Raw genomic sequence first — 15,642 nt, 5'->3', positions numbered from 1 at the left:
CCCCTTGGGGCGGCACCGGAGTCAGCAACACGCAGGCCTCGGACAGGAGCCAACGTGGACAACGACGACACCACTCCCCTGGCGTCCGACGAGGACGTCGCCGACGCGGACGACATTCTCTTCGCCCACCCGCCCCGCGTGGTGACCCGCTGGCTCTGCGGCTGCGGGGAGGACTACCCCTGCCCGGACGTACGTTTCGCCCAACTGGTCAAGACCGCCCGGGTCAGCAGAACCGGCTGAGCGCGCTTTCAGAACAGGGTGCGGAAGAGCAGCAGGTAGCCGCAGTAGGCCAGCGGCAGGGCGAGGAAGCACACCAGGATGCCCAGCACCGGGTAGCGGGCCGCCGTCCCGGCGACCATCGCCGGCCTCCCCCAGCGGCCGAGCACCAGCCAGCCGGCGATCAGCGACACGGCGGGCAGCCCGGCGCACATCCAGGTGTACAGGGTGCCGAGGCCGACCACCCCGACGCCGGACGCGAGCACCAGGACCAGCATGAGCACCACGCCCACGGCAGCGCAGCCCAGGTACACGGCGAGCGCCCGCGCCACCGGCGACCAGGTCGGCAGCAGCGGCGGCTGCTGGGCCAGCAGCTCGGCCTGCTGCCCGTACCGGTCGGCCTCGTCGGCGTAGCGCCGCGCCAGCTCCAGCTCCGCCGCCGGGTCGGCCTCCCCGGCACGGGGCCCGGGCACCGCCGGCACCGCCAGCGCCGTCTCAAGACCCGGGGAGTACGCCCCGACACCCGGCCGCCCCGGCGCGGCGGCTGCGCCGCCGGCCCGCCCCTTCCCCGGTTCGTGGTGCGTTCCGGGGTGCCCGGTCGCGGGCGGGCCGGCGGCGGGCGGGGACGGCTCGGCGGGCGGCGGTGCGGGCGGGCCGGCGGCGGGGGCGGTGACGCCGATGGCGCGGCCGAGGTGGTCGAGGCGCTGCCCCTGCGCGGTGAGGCGGTGCTGGAGGGAGTCGGCGGCGGCGTGCAGGTTGCGCCGGTGTTCCGCCTCCACGGCGGCGCCCTGCTCGCCGGCGCGGCGCTGCTCGGCGAGCAGCCGGGCCAGCGCGGCGTAGTCGGCGAAGGTGGCCACGGCTCAGCCCTCCCCGTCGTCGTCGGCGGGTTGGCCGTCCCGGGCGAACGGCACGATCAGCCGGGTGCGGTGGTCGTGCCGGTCGACCAGCAGCGCCCGGTCGGGACGGGGTTGGTAGCTCAGGTCGGGCACGCCCAGGTGCAGCCCGAGGTCGGCGCCGGGCACGTTCAGGGCGACGAGGCAGGCCACGTCGTCGCGGTTGTGCGTACCGCCGAGGTCGTCGGCGAGCCGGCGCAGGCCGCGCCACCAGCCGAGCAGGTGCACTCCCTGCCCGGGCCCCTGCCGGAGCACCTGCCGCAGGTCGTCGTGGCCGCTGCGGAAGGTCGCCGGGTCGGCCGCCGCGAGGACGGTGCCGGCGGCGTCCATTCCGAACACGACGAGGTAGGTCCGGGCGTGGCCGGCCGCCGGCTGGTCCGCGCCGTCGGTGGCCGGTGGCGGGTCGGCCAGCTCGTGGAGGCGGGCCCGCAGCCCGTCGGCGTCGAGGCGCTCGACCGGGTGGCCGGCGGCGGTGAGCACGTCGGCGGTGTCGTCGACGGCCGGGTCGGCGGCGGTGACGAGGGGGACGAGCAGGAACCGGGCGTCGCCGGGGGTGTGCTGGCGGGCCAGGCTGAGGGTGGCCGCGCGCAGCACCTCGGCGCCGGCGGCGGAGGTGCCCACGACCGCCAGGTGCCGGCCGGGGGTGCTGTCCATCAGGAACAGCGCCGACGTGCCGTCCACGTCGACGGTGCGGCCGACCAGGGCGAGCGGGCGGCGACCGCCGGGCCGCAGCCCGGTGAAGGTGGGGTCGTCCTCCAGCCGCGCGGTGTCGTACCCCTTGAAGACCGACGGTGGGCGCGCGCCGGACGGGCGGGCCGCCCACAGGTCGTGGCGCAGCCGGGCCAGGTCGGCGGCGGCCGCGTGGGCGTCCGGGAAGCGCACGACGGTGTCGGCCCCGGCCGCCCCGGCGGCGGTGTTGAGCACGGCGGACCCGACCGGCAGGGTGGCGGCGGAGTCGTTCAGCGGGTCGAGCACACCGCCGCCGCCGGGCAGCGCCACCCGCAGGGCGAACTGCCCGAAGATCGCCTCGGCCCGGCCGTAGAGGGCCTCGATGCCCGTCGTGCTCTGGCTGGCGAGCACCAGGTGCACGCCGTACGAGCGGCCCTTGCGGGCCAACTCCTCGAGCAGGTCGACCGACTCGCGGGCGAGCGGGTCGTTGCCGGCGAGCAGCACGTGGAACTCGTCGACGACCGCGACGATCCGGGGCAGCGGCGCCTCGCGGGGCAGGTCGGCGAGTTTGGTGACGCCGTGCCGCTTGAACGCGGTGGCGCGGCGCTGCAGTTCGCGGCGCAGCTCGCGGAGGACCGCGACGCCGTACTCCCGGTCGGATTCGATGCCGACCGCCCGCGCGTGCGGCAGCCAGGACGGGTCCCGGCCGGTGGGGACGAACTCGGTGAAGCTCACCCCCTCCTTGAAGTCGAGCAGGTAGAGCTGGAGTTCCGCCGGGGAGTAGCGGGCGGCCAGGCTGTAGAGGACGTCGAGGAGGAAGACGGTCTTGCCGGCGCCGGTGCGGCCGCCGACCAGCCAGTGTGGAGTGGCGTCGTCGAACGCGACGGTGACCGGGTCGCGGCCGGCCCGGCCGACCACCGTGCGCAGCCCGGCGACGGACGACTCCGCCCAGCGCCGCGCGGGAAGCAGCTCCGGGAAGCGCACCGTCGCGCCCTGCCGGACGGCGGCGCCCAGATGCCCGGCGAGGGCGGCCACGGAGGCGGCCGGGGGGTCGCCGTCGAGGCGCACCGGGGCGGCCAGGCCGCTGCCGTCGGCGCTGAACGGGGCCCCGGGCGGGTCGCCCACGTGGGCGTGCTCCCCGGTCAGCCGGACGCTGGTCGTCGCGCCGAGGGCCGGTGCCCCGCTCGCGGCGAGGAGGACGCACACGGAGGCGGCCGGGCCGGCGTGGGTGAGCGCGGCGAGGCGGGCGGCCTCCCGGGGCGGCGGCAGGGCGGCGGCGACCACGAGCAGCAGTTCCTGGTCCGGCCGGTCGGCGGCACGGGCCGTACGGGCGTGCGCTTCGGCGGCGTCGAGCAGCGCACCGGCCTCGGCCTCGGTGGTGGCCGGCGGGTCGAGTACGCCGGCGTCGACGAGCGGCCGCAGCGGCCCGAAGGTGGCGCCGAGCGCGGCGGTGTCGAGGCCGGCGACGCGGACGCCGCCGGGCGGGGCGGTGGCGAGCAGGCGGAGCACGACGGCGCGCAGCAGCGCGGCGACCCGGGGGTCGCGGGCGTCGGCGTCGACGGCGAGGTGGTGGCCGCTGCCGAGCGGGACGACGACCGGGAAGGCGCCGCCCGCGGTGGCGGCGTCGCCGAGGCGGACCGGTGCCGGGCCCGCGGCGAGCGGGGTGGCGCCGGGAGTGGGTGTGGCGAGGGCGTCGCCGAGCTGGGCGAGGCGGGCGAGCAGGTCGGCGGCTCCCGCCGGGGCGGCCGGGGACGGGGCGGCGCCGAGGGCCCGGCGGGCGGTGTCGAGGTGCGCGCGGGCCGCGCGGTGGGCCGCGACCGCCTGCCCGTACGCCGACGCGAGCCTGCCCACCCTCGTTGCCGCTCCCGTCGCCTCGCCCGCTCGGGCCGTGTCCCCGCCTCCCGCGGGAGCCGCGGTGCGTTCGGGGAGCGCACGGCGCGGCGGGGCGGTGGCGTCGGGACCCGGCCTCGGTCCGCCGAGAACCCTAACCGACCCCGGGGACGCCGGGACAGTCCGAAGGCGACGCGACACGCCGGTCAGCGCGGTCGCGAGCGGGTGGCCGCGCAGGGGGCGGGTGTCGCGGTGGGACGGTCGGCGGTGCCGCAGTACCAGACCTCGACCGGCTCGACGGTGACGTCGGGCACCCGCTCGACCCGCAGCAGCGCGAGCCGCTTGTCGACCGGCTCGCCGGAGTCCGGCGGGTACCGGATCAGGCCGGACACGCCCGGGTAGCCGGTGCCGGCGTTCTGCCGCAGCACCTCGGCGTGCACGCCGACCGGGTTGACCGCCGTCGGCTCCCACCGCTGCCCCGCGTCGGCGTGGTGCAGCCGCGCCGCGAGGCTCTCCACCGCGCGGACCATCATCATCGCCGCGTCGTACGCGAGGCTGACCCGCTCCCCCACCGGGTGCGGCCGGTCCGGGCGGCAGCGTGGCGGGTCGAGCAGGTCGTCGGCCTGGATCCAGGTCAGGAAGCTGGCGCGGGCCTCGTCGCGCCGCTCCTGCGCGGCCCGCAGCGCCGTGCAGGTGCCCAGCGACGCCTTCGACACGTACGTGACGGGGATGTTGCCCGGGGCGGCGGCGCGCAGCCCGGGGTTGGCGATGTAGCGGTTGACCGAGTCGTCGCCGACGAGGTGCCGGGGCGGGTTGTCGCCGCACTCGCGCAGGGCGCGCAGGAAGCCGTCGAACTCCGACCAGCGTCCGGCGAAGAAGAGCAGGCCGTCGTAGCCGCACTCGGCGGTGAGCCGCTTGCCGGTGCGCCACTCCTCCAGCCGGGTGAGCCGCGGGCCGAAGCGTTCCTTCAGGCCGTCGACGAGGGTGTTCACGTAGAGGTCCTTCTCGAAGGAGCTGCCCTCCCCGGTCGTCCAGTAGACGTGCGCCTCGTCGACCTTGAGCACCTGCCGGGCGTACGCCTCGACCATCCGCACCTGGTCGGTGTTGGGCGCGCTGACCTGGAGGTAGAGGCGCGAGTTGGCGTCCATCCGGTCGGCCGACAGGGTGGGTGCGAGGACCGGCAGGCCGATCCGGTTGAGCTCGGCGAGGGCCCGCGCGGTGCTGGCGCGGCTCTCCACCATGCCGACCACGCCGAGCACCGTGGGGTCGTCGCGGGCGAGGTCGGCGAGCATCGCGACCGCCCGGTCGGCGTGCCGCATCTGCCGGCCGCCGTTGGCGACGACGACGCGCAGCAGCGCGGCGCCGTCCGCGCCGGCCGACTCCTTGAGCAGCGCGTACTGGGCGGTCGCCATGCCCTCCAGCTCCTCGCGTTCGGAGACGTAGGACTCCTCGTCGGCGCGGGTGCGGTTGCCGGTGAGGGTGCCGAAGTAGACCAGCGTCAGGTAGGGACGGCGGCGGTCGCTGCGCCGCCACACCTCCTCGGCGGCCCGGTTCTGGGCGAAGATGCGCTGCTGGACGGCGCGCAGCCGGTCCTGGCCGGGGTCGTCGTTGAAGAGCTGGGCCGCGCTGTCGCTGTAGCCGACGCACTCGCCGTCGACCAGCTCGACCGCGACCCGCCCGCCGTCCAGCGACGGGTGGCAGCCGGGCCCCCACCGGGTACCGGCCCAGGTGCCACCCGCCGCCACCAGCACCACGGCCAGCGCCGCCGGCAGGAACCGGCGGGACCCCCAGGGCGGCTCGGGCGCGCTGAACGGGCGCAGGCCGCCGCGCGGCGGCGGGCCGGTCTCGACCGGGTCCGGCCGGAGCACCACCAGCCAGGCCGCCGCCCGGCGCAGCCGGCGCATCTCGGGCAGGGCCGCGGACCACTCGTCGTACGCCTCGTCGGCCTCGTCGAGGGGGTGCGGCTCGGCCAGCTCCGGCGGGGGCACGTCGCCGGCCGCGACCACGAGCAGCGGGTCGTTGCGCCCGGTCTCGTTGCGGACGTCGGTCAGCAGGCGGACCAGCACGTGCCCGAGGTTGCCGGGGGCGACGCCGTCCAGCAGCAGCACCGGGTACGCGGTGCGCCGCCAGTCGGCCGGGCGCCACAGCCGCCGCCGGTACGCCTCACGCAGGTCCTCCAGGAACGCGTGCAGCAGCAGCTTGTTGACCTGGTCGGGCTGCTCCCCGTCGCGCCACCCGGCGGTGAGCCGCTCGGCGAAGCCGAGGAAGGTGACCGACTGCCGGGGCGCCAGGTACTGCTGGCGCATGAACCAGCGGTAGTGCCGGCCGATCACGGGCACCCGGCCGGAGACGGCGAGCCGGAACACCGCCCCGGGCACGGCCCGGCGCACCAGCCAGAGCAGCACGTGCGAGGCGATCGAGACGGTGTCCCCGCCGGCCGGCAGCGGCTCGGCGGCGCCACGGGGCCCGCGGCGGTCGCGCAGCCGCCGGACCAGCGCGGAGCGGCCCTCGTCGGCGTCCAGGCCGACGCTGAGGCTCTGCTGCATCAGCCAGTCGGCGAGCGGGTAGTGCCGGAACCGGAGGCGGGCCGCACCGAAGGCCTCCAGCGAGAGTTGCCGGTGCAGGTCGCGCAGGAGCGCGGGGACCTCGGTCCCGGGGGGCTGCGACGTGACGTCGACGGCGGCGTGCGGCACGCGCCGTCGTGGGCCCTGCCCGAGGAACCGGCGGACGAGGGTCAGCACGTCGGGCGTGCCGGGCGGGCGGACGAGCCAGAGGACCGGTAGCCGGCGGTCGCCCCGGCGCGGCCGGGGCAGCAGGCGCGCGAGCAGCGCGAGGAACTCCCACCCGCCGATCGGGAGCCGGTCCCGGGTGGGCGGTTTCTGGCTGGTCGACTCCCGCATGGTCACCTCCGGGCAGTGGCTTACCGTGTCCGTCCTGTTTACTGAGTGTGGCGGATCTCGGCAAGACGACCGGCGGCCGCCGGTCCGGGGTGGACCGCCGGCCGCCGGGTCGGGCGGGTCAGCGGGTGACGGCGTTCAGCGCCGGCAGGTAGCCGTGGCGGTAGCCGTCGGCGTCCGGGTGGTACGCCTCGATCACCCCGGTGACGTCGCGGATCCACGGGTCGGAGGCGCACACGCCGTGGCCGGCGAAGTAGGGGCGGGTGTCGGCGAAGGTGGCCCCGGCCGCGGCGGCCCGGGCGGCGGTGACGGTGGCCAGCACGTCGGCGGCCTCGTTGAGGATCGTCCGCTTGTAGCTGCTCATCGCGAACCATCCGCAGGAGCCGGTCTCGAACAGGCGCGGGTAGCCGAGCACGATCAGGCGGGCGTTCGGCGCCCGGTTGCGGATGGCCGCGTACGTGGCGTCCAGGCGGCCGGGCAGCGTGGTGGTGGCGAACGACTTGGCGGTGTTGACGGCGTTGGTGCAGCTGGAGGTGCTGCCGAACCGGCAGGTGGTCATCACGTCCGCGAAGCCGGCGTCGTTGCCGCCGATCGTGATGGTCACCAGGGTGGTGGTGCTGCTCAGGGAACCCACCTGCGCGTTGATGACGTCGGCGGTGACGGCGCCGCCGCAGGCGGGGAACCGGAAGCTGGTCACGGCGTTGGCCGCGGCCCAGAGCGGGGCGTACGACTTCTGGCTGCGCAGGCAGCCGGAGAGGTCGTACGGGCCGGCGCCGACGCCGGAGGAATAGGAGTCACCGAGCGCGACGTAGTTGACGGTCGCGGCGTGTGCGGTGCCGGGGACGAGCACCGCGCCGGTGACGGCGGTGAGGACGGCGACCAGCGCGGCCAGGGCGCGGGCCAGCGGGCGGTGTGGCATGAGGGACCTCCACAGGACAGGGGTGGTGGGGCCCGGTGACCGCGCGCGTGGCCAGGGGTGCAACGGTTGTTACTAGTCGGTAATGCTATCGAAACATTTAGATCAAGTGAATAGTCGTTAAGCGGCGGAGTCCCCTGCCCGGACCGGGTTTGTGGCGCTGCCGGGGTCCGGTCAACGGCCCGGCAGCGGCGAGCCGGCACCGGTGCGGTTCCGCGGGCGGGTCGTCGCCGGCCGCCGCGACCACGGGCCCGGCCCGACCCGCGGCGCCCGGACCGCAGCGTGCCCGGCCGGTCGGGCGTCCCCCACGGCCAGCCACGCCGGGCGGACCACCCGGGCGGCGGACCCGGCGACCCGGCGACCCGGACGCCGCAGCACGCGGACGGCGAGCACCCGCGCGACCCGGTTGCACAGCCGGCGCTCCCGCAGGCGGTCCAGGGCCACCCCCGCCGCAGCGGCGGCCACCACGGTGACGGCGCCGGCCAGCACCAGGGTCTGCCGGGGACCGGCGTGCTCGGAGAGCCAGCCCAGCAGCGGGGCACCGACGGCGGCCGACACGGAGCCGGTCACCGCCAGGGCGCCGAGCACCCGCCCGCGCATCACGTAGTCGGTGTCGAGCTGGGCCCGGGTGCCGACGGTGGTGTCGATGACCACCGCGGCGGCGGCCACCGGCAGGATGACGGCGGCGAAGCTGAGGGTGCCCGGCGCCAGCCCCGCGACGATCTGCAGCGCGCTGGCCAGCAGCCCGGCGCCGACCAGCACGCCGTAGCCGAGCTCGCGGCGGCGCGCGGCCACCAGCGCCCCGACGACGGTGCCGACGGCGAAGACGGTGGACAGCAGCCCGTACCCGGCTGCGCCCCCGCCGAGCGGCCCGTCGCTCATCGCGGCCATCGTCACCTGGTAGTTGCGGCCCAGACTGCCCAGTACGAAGGAGAGGGCCAGGGCCACCAGCACCACCGGCTGCCCCAGCAGGTAGCGGAAGCCGGCCCGGATGCCACCGGCGTCCGGTGCCGCCTCGACCGGCTCCGGGGCGTACCGGTCCCGCTCGCGGACGGCGCACAGCGCCACCACCACCGCGACGAAGCTCGCGGCGTTGACGGCGAACAGCAGCGCGGGGCCGACGGCGGCGACCACGACGGCGCCCGCGCTCATGCCGAGGATCCGCCCGGCGGAGTTGGTGAGCGACCCGAGGGCCAGCGCGTTGCCGAGGGTGTCCCGGTCCACCAGCGTCGAGGCCCAGCGGCCCATCATCGGGCCCTCGATCGCGGACACCGCCCCGGAGACCAGCGAGATCGCGTAGATGGCCGGGAGCCCGCCGGCGCCGGTCACGGCCACCAGGGCGAGCCCGGCCGCGAGGGCCGCGTGGGCGCCCTGCGCCGCGATCAGCAGCGGCCGGGCGGGCAGCCGGTCGGCCAGGGCCCCGCCCCACGCGCTGAGCAGCAGGGTGGGGATCGCCTGCAGGAGGATGGCCAGCCCCATCGACGTCGCCGAGCCGGTCTCGGCCAGGACGTACCAGTTGACCCCGAGCACCTGCATCCAGGTGCCGACGACGGAGACGAACCCGGCGGCGGCCCAGATGCGGTAGTTGCGGTGGCGCAATGCGGCGAAGGTGGTTCCGAGCGCCACGAGGACCCTCCCGGCCAGACGGCGACAGACGAAAGGCCGGACCCGTCCGGGTCCGGCCGGCGACAAGTCTGGCCCGCGTCAAACCTTCCGGCGACTGTTGGTGAGGGGGTTCACCGGCCGGTCCGGGCAGCCCGCACCAGCCGGGCACGAACCGGACACGGCGGCGCCCCGGTCCCCAGCCCTGCGCGGGCCGGAGCCGGGGCGCCCGGCGAGGTCAGCGGGCTGCGAGGGGCTGCGCGGCCGGCGCCACCGGAGCGGGCAGCGACCCCGCGCCGCCCAGGTACGCGTGGATGGCCGACGCCGCCGCCCGGCCCTCCGCGATCGCCCACACGATCAGCGAGGCGCCACGGTGCATGTCGCCCGCGACGAACACCCCGTCGACGTCGGTCTGCCAGTCCGGGCGGGCGTCCACCGCGCCGCGCGTGTTGCGGGTCACCCCGAGCTGGTCGAGCAGCGGCTGCTCCTCGGTCCCCTCGAAGCCGATCGCCAGCAGCACCAGGTCGGCGGGCAACTCCCGCTCGGAGCCGGGCAGCGCGGTGACGATGCGCCGGCCGGCACGCTTCTCCACGGTCACCTCCGCGATGCGGACCGCCCGCACCGCGCCGGTGCCGTCGTCGACGAACTCCTGCACGGCCACCGCGAAGACGCGCTCGCCGCCCTCCTCGTGGGCCGGGTACTCGCGCAGGATCCACGGCCACGTCGGCCACGGGTCGCGCTCCTCGTCCCGGGAGCGGGGCGGCTCGGGGTAGAGGTCGAGCTGGTGCACGCCGGCCGCGCCCTGCCGGTGTGCGACACCCAGGCAGTCGGCCGCCGTGTCGCCACCGCCGATGATCACCACGTGCCTGGCCGCCGCGTCGATCGGGGTGCCGTCGGGCAGCACCGCGAGCGCCGGGTTGCCCTCCCCGGCGGCGGCGACCACCCGGTTGGCGGCGACCAGGTGGTCCATCGCCTGGTGGACGCCGCGCAGCGCCCGGCCCGGCGTCTCCGGGGTGTCCCGGCCGGCGAGCGCGCCGCAGGCGAGCAGCACCGCGTCGTGCTCGGCGCGCAACTGCTCCGCGGTCACGTCGACGCCGACGTTCACCCCGGTACGGAAGCGCACCCCCTCGGCGGCGAGCTGCGCCAGCCGCCGGTCGATGTGCTGCTTCTCCAGCTTGAAGTCGGGGATGCCGTACCGCAGCAGGCCGCCCAGGGCGTCGTCGCGCTCGTACACGGTGACGGCGTGACCGGCGCGGGCCAGTTGCTGTGCGGCGGCGAGCCCGGCGGGGCCGGAGCCGACCACCGCGACGGACCTCCCAGTCGGCGCCGGCACCGGCCGGGGGCGCAGCCCGCCGCGGGCCACGGCCGCGTCGGCGATCTCCACCTCGACCTGCTTGATGGTGACCGGCTGCTGCCCGCCGAGGCCCAGCACACAGGCCGCCTCGCAGGGCGCCGGGCAGAGCCGGCCGGTGAACTCCGGGAAGTTGTTGGTGGCGTGCAGCGACTCCACCGCGGCATCCCAGTTGCCGGTGCGGACCAGGTCGTTCCAGTCCGGGATGCGGTTGCCCAGCGGACAGCCGTCGTGGCAGAACGGGATGCCGCAGTCCATGCAGCGGGTGGCCTGCTCACGCACCAGCTCCTCGCCGGCCGGCGGGTACACCTCGCGCCAGTCCATGATCCGCACCGGCACCGGCCGGCGCGCGGGCAGCCGCCGGTCGTAGCGCAGGAAACCGTTCGGGTCAGGCACGAGCCACCTCCTGGACGGCCACCCGCGGGGCGGGCGGCATGGACGCAGCGGAAGGCGCCGCCGGCGCCGCTGGGGCGGCTGTCGCCGCCAAGGCGCTCATCACCGCGTCGTCGACGTCGTGGCCGGCGGCTTCGGCGGCCCGCATGATCTCCAGCACCCGGCGGTAGTCCCGGGGCACCACGGCGGTGAACTCCTCCACCGCCTCCGGCCAGCGCTTGAGCACCTCCTCGGCGACCGCCGAGTCGGTCTCGGCGAAGTGCCGCTGCACCAGCTCGTGCAGCGCCGCCCGCTCCTCCTCGCGCAGCGGCGCCAGGTCGACCAGCTCGGTGTTCACCCGCCGCCGGTCCAGCCGCCACACGAAAGCCGTCCCGCCGGACATGCCGGCCGCGAAGTTGCGCCCGGTCGGGCCGAGCACCACCACGGTGCCACCGGTCATGTACTCGCAGCCGTGGTCGCCGACGCCCTCGACGACGGCCACCGCGCCCGAGTTGCGCACCGCGAACCGCTCACCCACCCGGCCACGCAGGAAGACCTCGCCCGCGGTGGCCCCGTACAGGATCGTGTTACCGGCGATGATCTGGTCCTCGGCCCGCGCGCCCCCGGCGGCCTCGGCGGCCACGAACGGCGCGGCCTCGTCCGGCCGGACCACCAGCCGGCCGCCGGAGAGGCCCTTGCCGACGTAGTCGTTGGCGTCGCCGTGCAGCCGCAGGGTCACCCCGCGCGGCAGGAACGCGCCGAACGACTGCCCGGCGGTACCGCGCAGGTCGAACTCGATGGTGTCGGCGGGCAGGCCGGCGCCGCCGTGCCGGCGGACGACCTCACCGCCGAGCATCGCGCCGACGCTGCGGTGCTCGTTGCGGACCGGCACCTCGACCCGGACGCGGGTGACCGGTGCGGCGTCCCGCGCCTCGACGCCGGCCGCCGCCCGGGACCCCCGCAGGGCGGGCTCGGCGAGCGCGATCAGCTCGTTGTCCAGCGCCAGCTCCAGGCCGTGGTCCTGGGCGCGGACGCCCCGCCGGGCGGTGCCCTCGGGCAGGTCCGGCAGGTGCAGCACCGGGGCGAGGTCGAGGCCCGAAGCCTTCCAGTGGTCGACCGCCGGAGTGACGTCGAGCAGCTCGGTCCGCCCGATCGCCTCGTCGATCGACCGCAGGCCCAGCTCGGCCAGGTACCCGCGGACCTCCTCGGCGAGGAAGAGGAAGAAGTTCTCCACGAACTCCGGCTTGCCGGTGAACCGCTCGCGCAGCACCGGGTTCTGCGTCGCGATGCCGACCGGGCAGGTGTCCAGATGGCACACCCGCATCATCACGCAGCCCTCCACGATCAGCGGGGCGGTGGCGAAGCCGAACTCCTCCGCGCCGAGCAGCGCGGCGACCAGCACGTCCCGGCCGGTCTTGAGCTGGCCGTCGACCTGCACGGTGACCCGGTCGCGGAGCTTGTTGAGCAGCAGCGTCTGCTGCGCCTCCGCCAGGCCCAGCTCCCACGGGGTGCCGGCGTGCTTCAGCGAGTTCAGCGGGGACGCGCCGGTGCCGCCGTCGTGGCCGGAGATGAGGATGACGTCGGCCTTGAGCTTGGCCACGCCCGCCGCGACCGTGCCCACGCCGACCTCGCTGACCAGCTTGACGTGCACCCGCGCGGACGGGTTGACGCACTTCAGGTCGTGGACGAGCTGCGCCAGGTCCTCGATGGAGTAGATGTCGTGGTGCGGCGGCGGGGAGATCAGCCCGACACCGGGCGTGGCGTGGCGGGTCCGCGCGATCCACGGCCAGACCTTGTTGCCGGGTAGCTGGCCGCCCTCGCCGGGCTTGGCGCCCTGTGCCATCTTGATCTGGAGGTCGTCGGCGTTGACCAGGTACTCCGTCGTCACACCGAAGCGGCCGCTGGCGATCTGCTTGACCGACGAGCGGCGCTCGGGGTCGTACAGCCGCTCGACGTCCTCACCGCCCTCACCGGTGTTGGACCGGCCGCCGAGGCGGTTCATCGCGATCGCGAGGGTCTCGTGCGCCTCGGCCGAGATCGACCCGTACGACATGGCGCCGGTCGCGAACCGCTTGACGATCTCGCTGGCCGGCTCCACCTCCTCGATCGGCACCGGCGGGCGCACGCCGGCGCGCAGCGTGAACAGGCCGCGCAGCGACCCCGCCTTCGCGGCCAGCTCGTCGACCTTCGCGGTGTACTTCCGGAAGACGTCGTACTGCCGGCTGCGGGTGGCGTGCTGGAGGAGGAAGACGGTCTCCGGGTTGAACAGGTGCAGCTCGCCCTCGCGGCGCCACTGGTACTCGCCGCCGACCTCCAACAGGTCGGTCGCCGCCGCGCCGGGCGCGGGCCAGGCGCGCGAGTGGCGGGCGGCCACCTCGGCGTGGATCTCGCCCAGCCCGATGCCACCGATCTTGCTGGGGGTGCCCCGGAAGTAACGCTCGACCAGGCGGGTGTCCAGCCCGACCGCCTCGAAGACCTGCGCGCCGCAGTACGAGGACACGGTGGAGATGCCCATCTTCGACATGATCTTCAGGACGCCCTTGCCGAGCGCCTTGACGTAGTTGCGGACCGCCGTGGCGGGTTCCACCCCGACCAGCGCGCCCGTCGAGATCATGTCCTCCACGGACTCGAAGGCCAGGTACGGGTTGACCGCCGCCGCGCCGTACCCGATCAGCACCGCCGCGTGGTGCACCTCCCGGCAGTCACCGGACTCGACGATCAGCGCCACCTGCGTACGGGTCTGCTCGCGGACCAGGTGCTGGTGCACCGCCGCGGTGAGCAGCAGCGACGGGATCGGGGCCAGGTCGGCGTTGGAGTCCCGGTCGGACAGCACCAGGATGCGGACGCCGTCCTCGATCGCCTCGGAGACGTGCCGGCAGATCTCGGTCAGGCGGGCCTTGATGCCGGCGCCGCCCTCGCGCACCCGGTACAGCCCGGAGACCCGGACCGCCTTGAAGCCGGGCAGGTCGCCGTCCTCGTCGATGGAGAGGATCTTCGCCAGCTCGTCGTTGTCGACCACCGGGTACGGCAGCACGATCTGCCGGCAGCTCGCCGGGCCCGGGTCGAGCAGGTTGCCCTCCGGACCGATGGTGGACTGCAGGCTGGTCACCAACTCCTCGCGGATCGCGTCCAGCGGCGGGTTGGTGACCTGGGCGAAGAGCTGGTGGAAGTAGTCGTAGAGCAGCCGCGGCCGGGTGGACAGCGGGGAGATCGGCGTGTCCGTGCCCATCGAGCCGATCGGCTCGGCGCCGGCGCGCGCCATCGGCGCGAGGAGGATCTTCAACTCCTCCTCGGTGTAGCCGAAGGTCTGCTGGCGGCGGCGGACCGAGTCGTGGGTGTAGACGATGTGCTCGCGGGCCGGCAGGTCGGTCAGCTCGATGAGGCCGGCGTGCAGCCAGTCGGCGTACGGCTGCGCCGCGGCCAGCTCCGCCTTGATCTCGTCGTCGTGCACGATCCGGCCGGCGACGGTGTCGACGAGGAACATCCTCCCCGGCTGGAGGCGCCCCTTGGCGACGACGGTGGCCGGGTCCAGGTCCAGCACGCCCGCCTCGCTGCCGAGCACGACGAGCCCGTCGGCGGTCTGCCACCAGCGGCCCGGGCGCAGGCCGTTGCGGTCCAGCACCGCCCCGACGACCTCGCCGTCGGTGAACGCCACCGACGCCGGCCCGTCCCACGGCTCCATGAGGCTCGCGTGGAACCGGTAGAACGCCCGCTTGTCGGCGGCCATGTCCGGGTCGTTCTCCCAGGCCTCCGGGATCATCATCAGCACCGCGTGCGGCAGGCTCCGCCCGGCCAGGTGCAGCAGTTCGAGGACCTCGTCGAAGTTGGCCGAGTCGGAGGCGGCGGGCGTGCAGACCGGGAAGATCCGGCGGATGTTGCCCGGCAGGTTCGGGGTGCGCAGCAGCGCCTCCCGGGCCTGCATCCAGTTGCGGTTGCCCCGGATGGTGTTGATCTCGCCGTTGTGGGCGATGAAGCGGTACGGGTGCGCCAGCGGCCAGGACGGGAACGTGTTGGTCGAGAACCGGGAGTGCACCAGCGCGATCGCGCTCTCCACCCGCTCGTCGGTCAGCTCCGGGAAGAACGCGGGCAGCTGGTCCGGGGTGAGCATGCCCTTCCAGACCATCGTCCGGCCGGACAGGGACGGGAAGTACGCCGCCACGTCGCGCTCGGCGGCCTCCCGCTCGGCCTGCTTGCGGACGCAGAACGCCACCCGCTCCAGCTCGACGCCGCCGAGGCGGGACCCGGCCGGCCCGTCCGGCGAGTCGATCAGCCGGTGCGCGGCGAGGAAGAGCTGCCGTACCCGGGGCATCGCCGCGAGGGCCGTCTCACCCAGGCCGGACGGGTCGACCGGCACGTCCCGCCACCCGAGCACGTCGGCGCCCTCGACCAGCGCGTACTTCTCCACCACCCGGCGGGCGCGCGCCTCCGCCTCGTCGTCGTCGGGCAGGAAGACCAGGCCGGTCGCGTACTCGCCGGCGGGTGGCAGCGGGAAGTCCACCACCGCGCGCAGGAACGCGTCCGGCACCTGGATCATGATCCCGGCGCCGTCGCCCGTGTTCGGCTCCGCGCCACGGGCACCCCGGTGGTCCAGCCGGCAGAGCGCGCCGAGCCCGTTCGCCACGACCGCGTGCGACCGCCGGCCGTGCAGGTCCGCCACGAAGGCCACCCCGCAGGCGTCATGCTCGTGCGCGGGATCGTAGAGCCCGGCCGCCGGCGCGCCGGGGCCGAGGTGCGGGACCTGCTGCGGGCTGCTGTGCGGGTACGGAAAGGCCACCGGGCCTCCTGTCGTCACTCAGGTTGGATCTCGGTGGGGACGACGTCGGCCCTCAGGGGTCATTTGAGTCTACGTTAGGGGGGTCGGCGCAAGGCCAGTGCAGATTGATCACACCTTCCAGA

The 15,642-nt window shown here is 75.5% G+C and carries 8 protein-coding genes; 1 reads left to right on the top strand and 7 read right to left on the bottom strand.

The window, feature by feature from the left end; all coding sequences use genetic code 11:
- The first annotated feature begins 54 nt into the window (after positions 1 to 54).
- On the top strand, positions 55 to 240 hold the full coding sequence (locus tag GKC29_RS13505; protein WP_155331172.1) for a hypothetical protein: 186 nt from the start codon (positions 55 to 57) through the stop codon (positions 238 to 240).
- 8 nt (positions 241 to 248) lie between these two features.
- Here GKC29_RS13505 and GKC29_RS13500 read toward each other — a convergent pair whose 3' ends face one another.
- The 7 genes from GKC29_RS13500 to gltB all read right to left on the bottom strand — a co-directional run bounded on the left by GKC29_RS13500 (position 249) and on the right by gltB (position 15,520).
- On the bottom strand, positions 249 to 1,073 hold the full coding sequence (locus GKC29_RS13500) for a hypothetical protein (protein WP_155331171.1): 825 nt from the start codon (positions 1,071 to 1,073) through the stop codon (positions 249 to 251).
- Between the two features lie 3 nt (positions 1,074 to 1,076).
- A complete protein-coding gene (locus GKC29_RS13495; protein ID WP_155331170.1) occupies positions 1,077 to 3,629 on the bottom strand; it encodes an FtsK/SpoIIIE domain-containing protein in 2,553 nt (850 codons plus the stop codon).
- A gap of 185 nt (positions 3,630 to 3,814) precedes the next feature.
- A complete protein-coding gene (locus GKC29_RS13490) occupies positions 3,815 to 6,508 on the bottom strand; it encodes a hypothetical protein (RefSeq protein WP_155331169.1) in 2,694 nt (897 codons plus the stop codon).
- Between the two features lie 118 nt (positions 6,509 to 6,626).
- Positions 6,627 to 7,424, bottom strand: coding sequence for an SGNH/GDSL hydrolase family protein (locus GKC29_RS13485; protein ID WP_155331168.1), 798 nt, complete (start codon positions 7,422 to 7,424; stop codon positions 6,627 to 6,629).
- A 171-nt stretch (positions 7,425 to 7,595) separates the two neighbouring features.
- Complete coding sequence (locus GKC29_RS13480) at positions 7,596 to 9,047, bottom strand: MFS transporter (protein WP_230689021.1); 1,452 nt, start codon at positions 9,045 to 9,047, stop codon at positions 7,596 to 7,598.
- A gap of 214 nt (positions 9,048 to 9,261) precedes the next feature.
- Positions 9,262 to 10,770 (bottom strand): glutamate synthase subunit beta, encoded by a 1,509-nt coding sequence (locus tag GKC29_RS13475; protein WP_155331167.1) that lies wholly within the window; start codon positions 10,768 to 10,770, stop codon positions 9,262 to 9,264.
- The gene (gltB, locus tag GKC29_RS13470; RefSeq protein ID WP_155331166.1) at positions 10,763 to 15,520 is read right to left on the bottom strand and encodes a glutamate synthase large subunit; all 4,758 of its coding nucleotides are present in this window, start codon (positions 15,518 to 15,520) and stop codon (positions 10,763 to 10,765) included. The genes GKC29_RS13475 and gltB overlap by 8 nt, the downstream gene beginning before the upstream one ends.
- Between the last annotated feature and the right edge of the window lie 122 nt (positions 15,521 to 15,642).

It is taken from the genome of Micromonospora sp. WMMC415, assembly GCF_009707425.1.
Classification (GTDB): domain Bacteria; phylum Actinomycetota; class Actinomycetes; order Mycobacteriales; family Micromonosporaceae; genus Micromonospora.
This window is presented reverse-complemented; position numbering and strand designations above follow the sequence as displayed.

Excerpts from the sequence above, each read along its gene's own strand:
- GKC29_RS13490 (WP_155331169.1), bottom strand. The coding sequence starts at position 6,508 with ATGCGGGAGTCGACCAGCCAGAAACCGCCCACCCGGGACCGGCTCCCG.
- GKC29_RS13485 (WP_155331168.1), bottom strand. The coding sequence starts at position 7,424 with ATGCCACACCGCCCGCTGGCCCGCGCCCTGGCCGCGCTGGTCGCCGTC.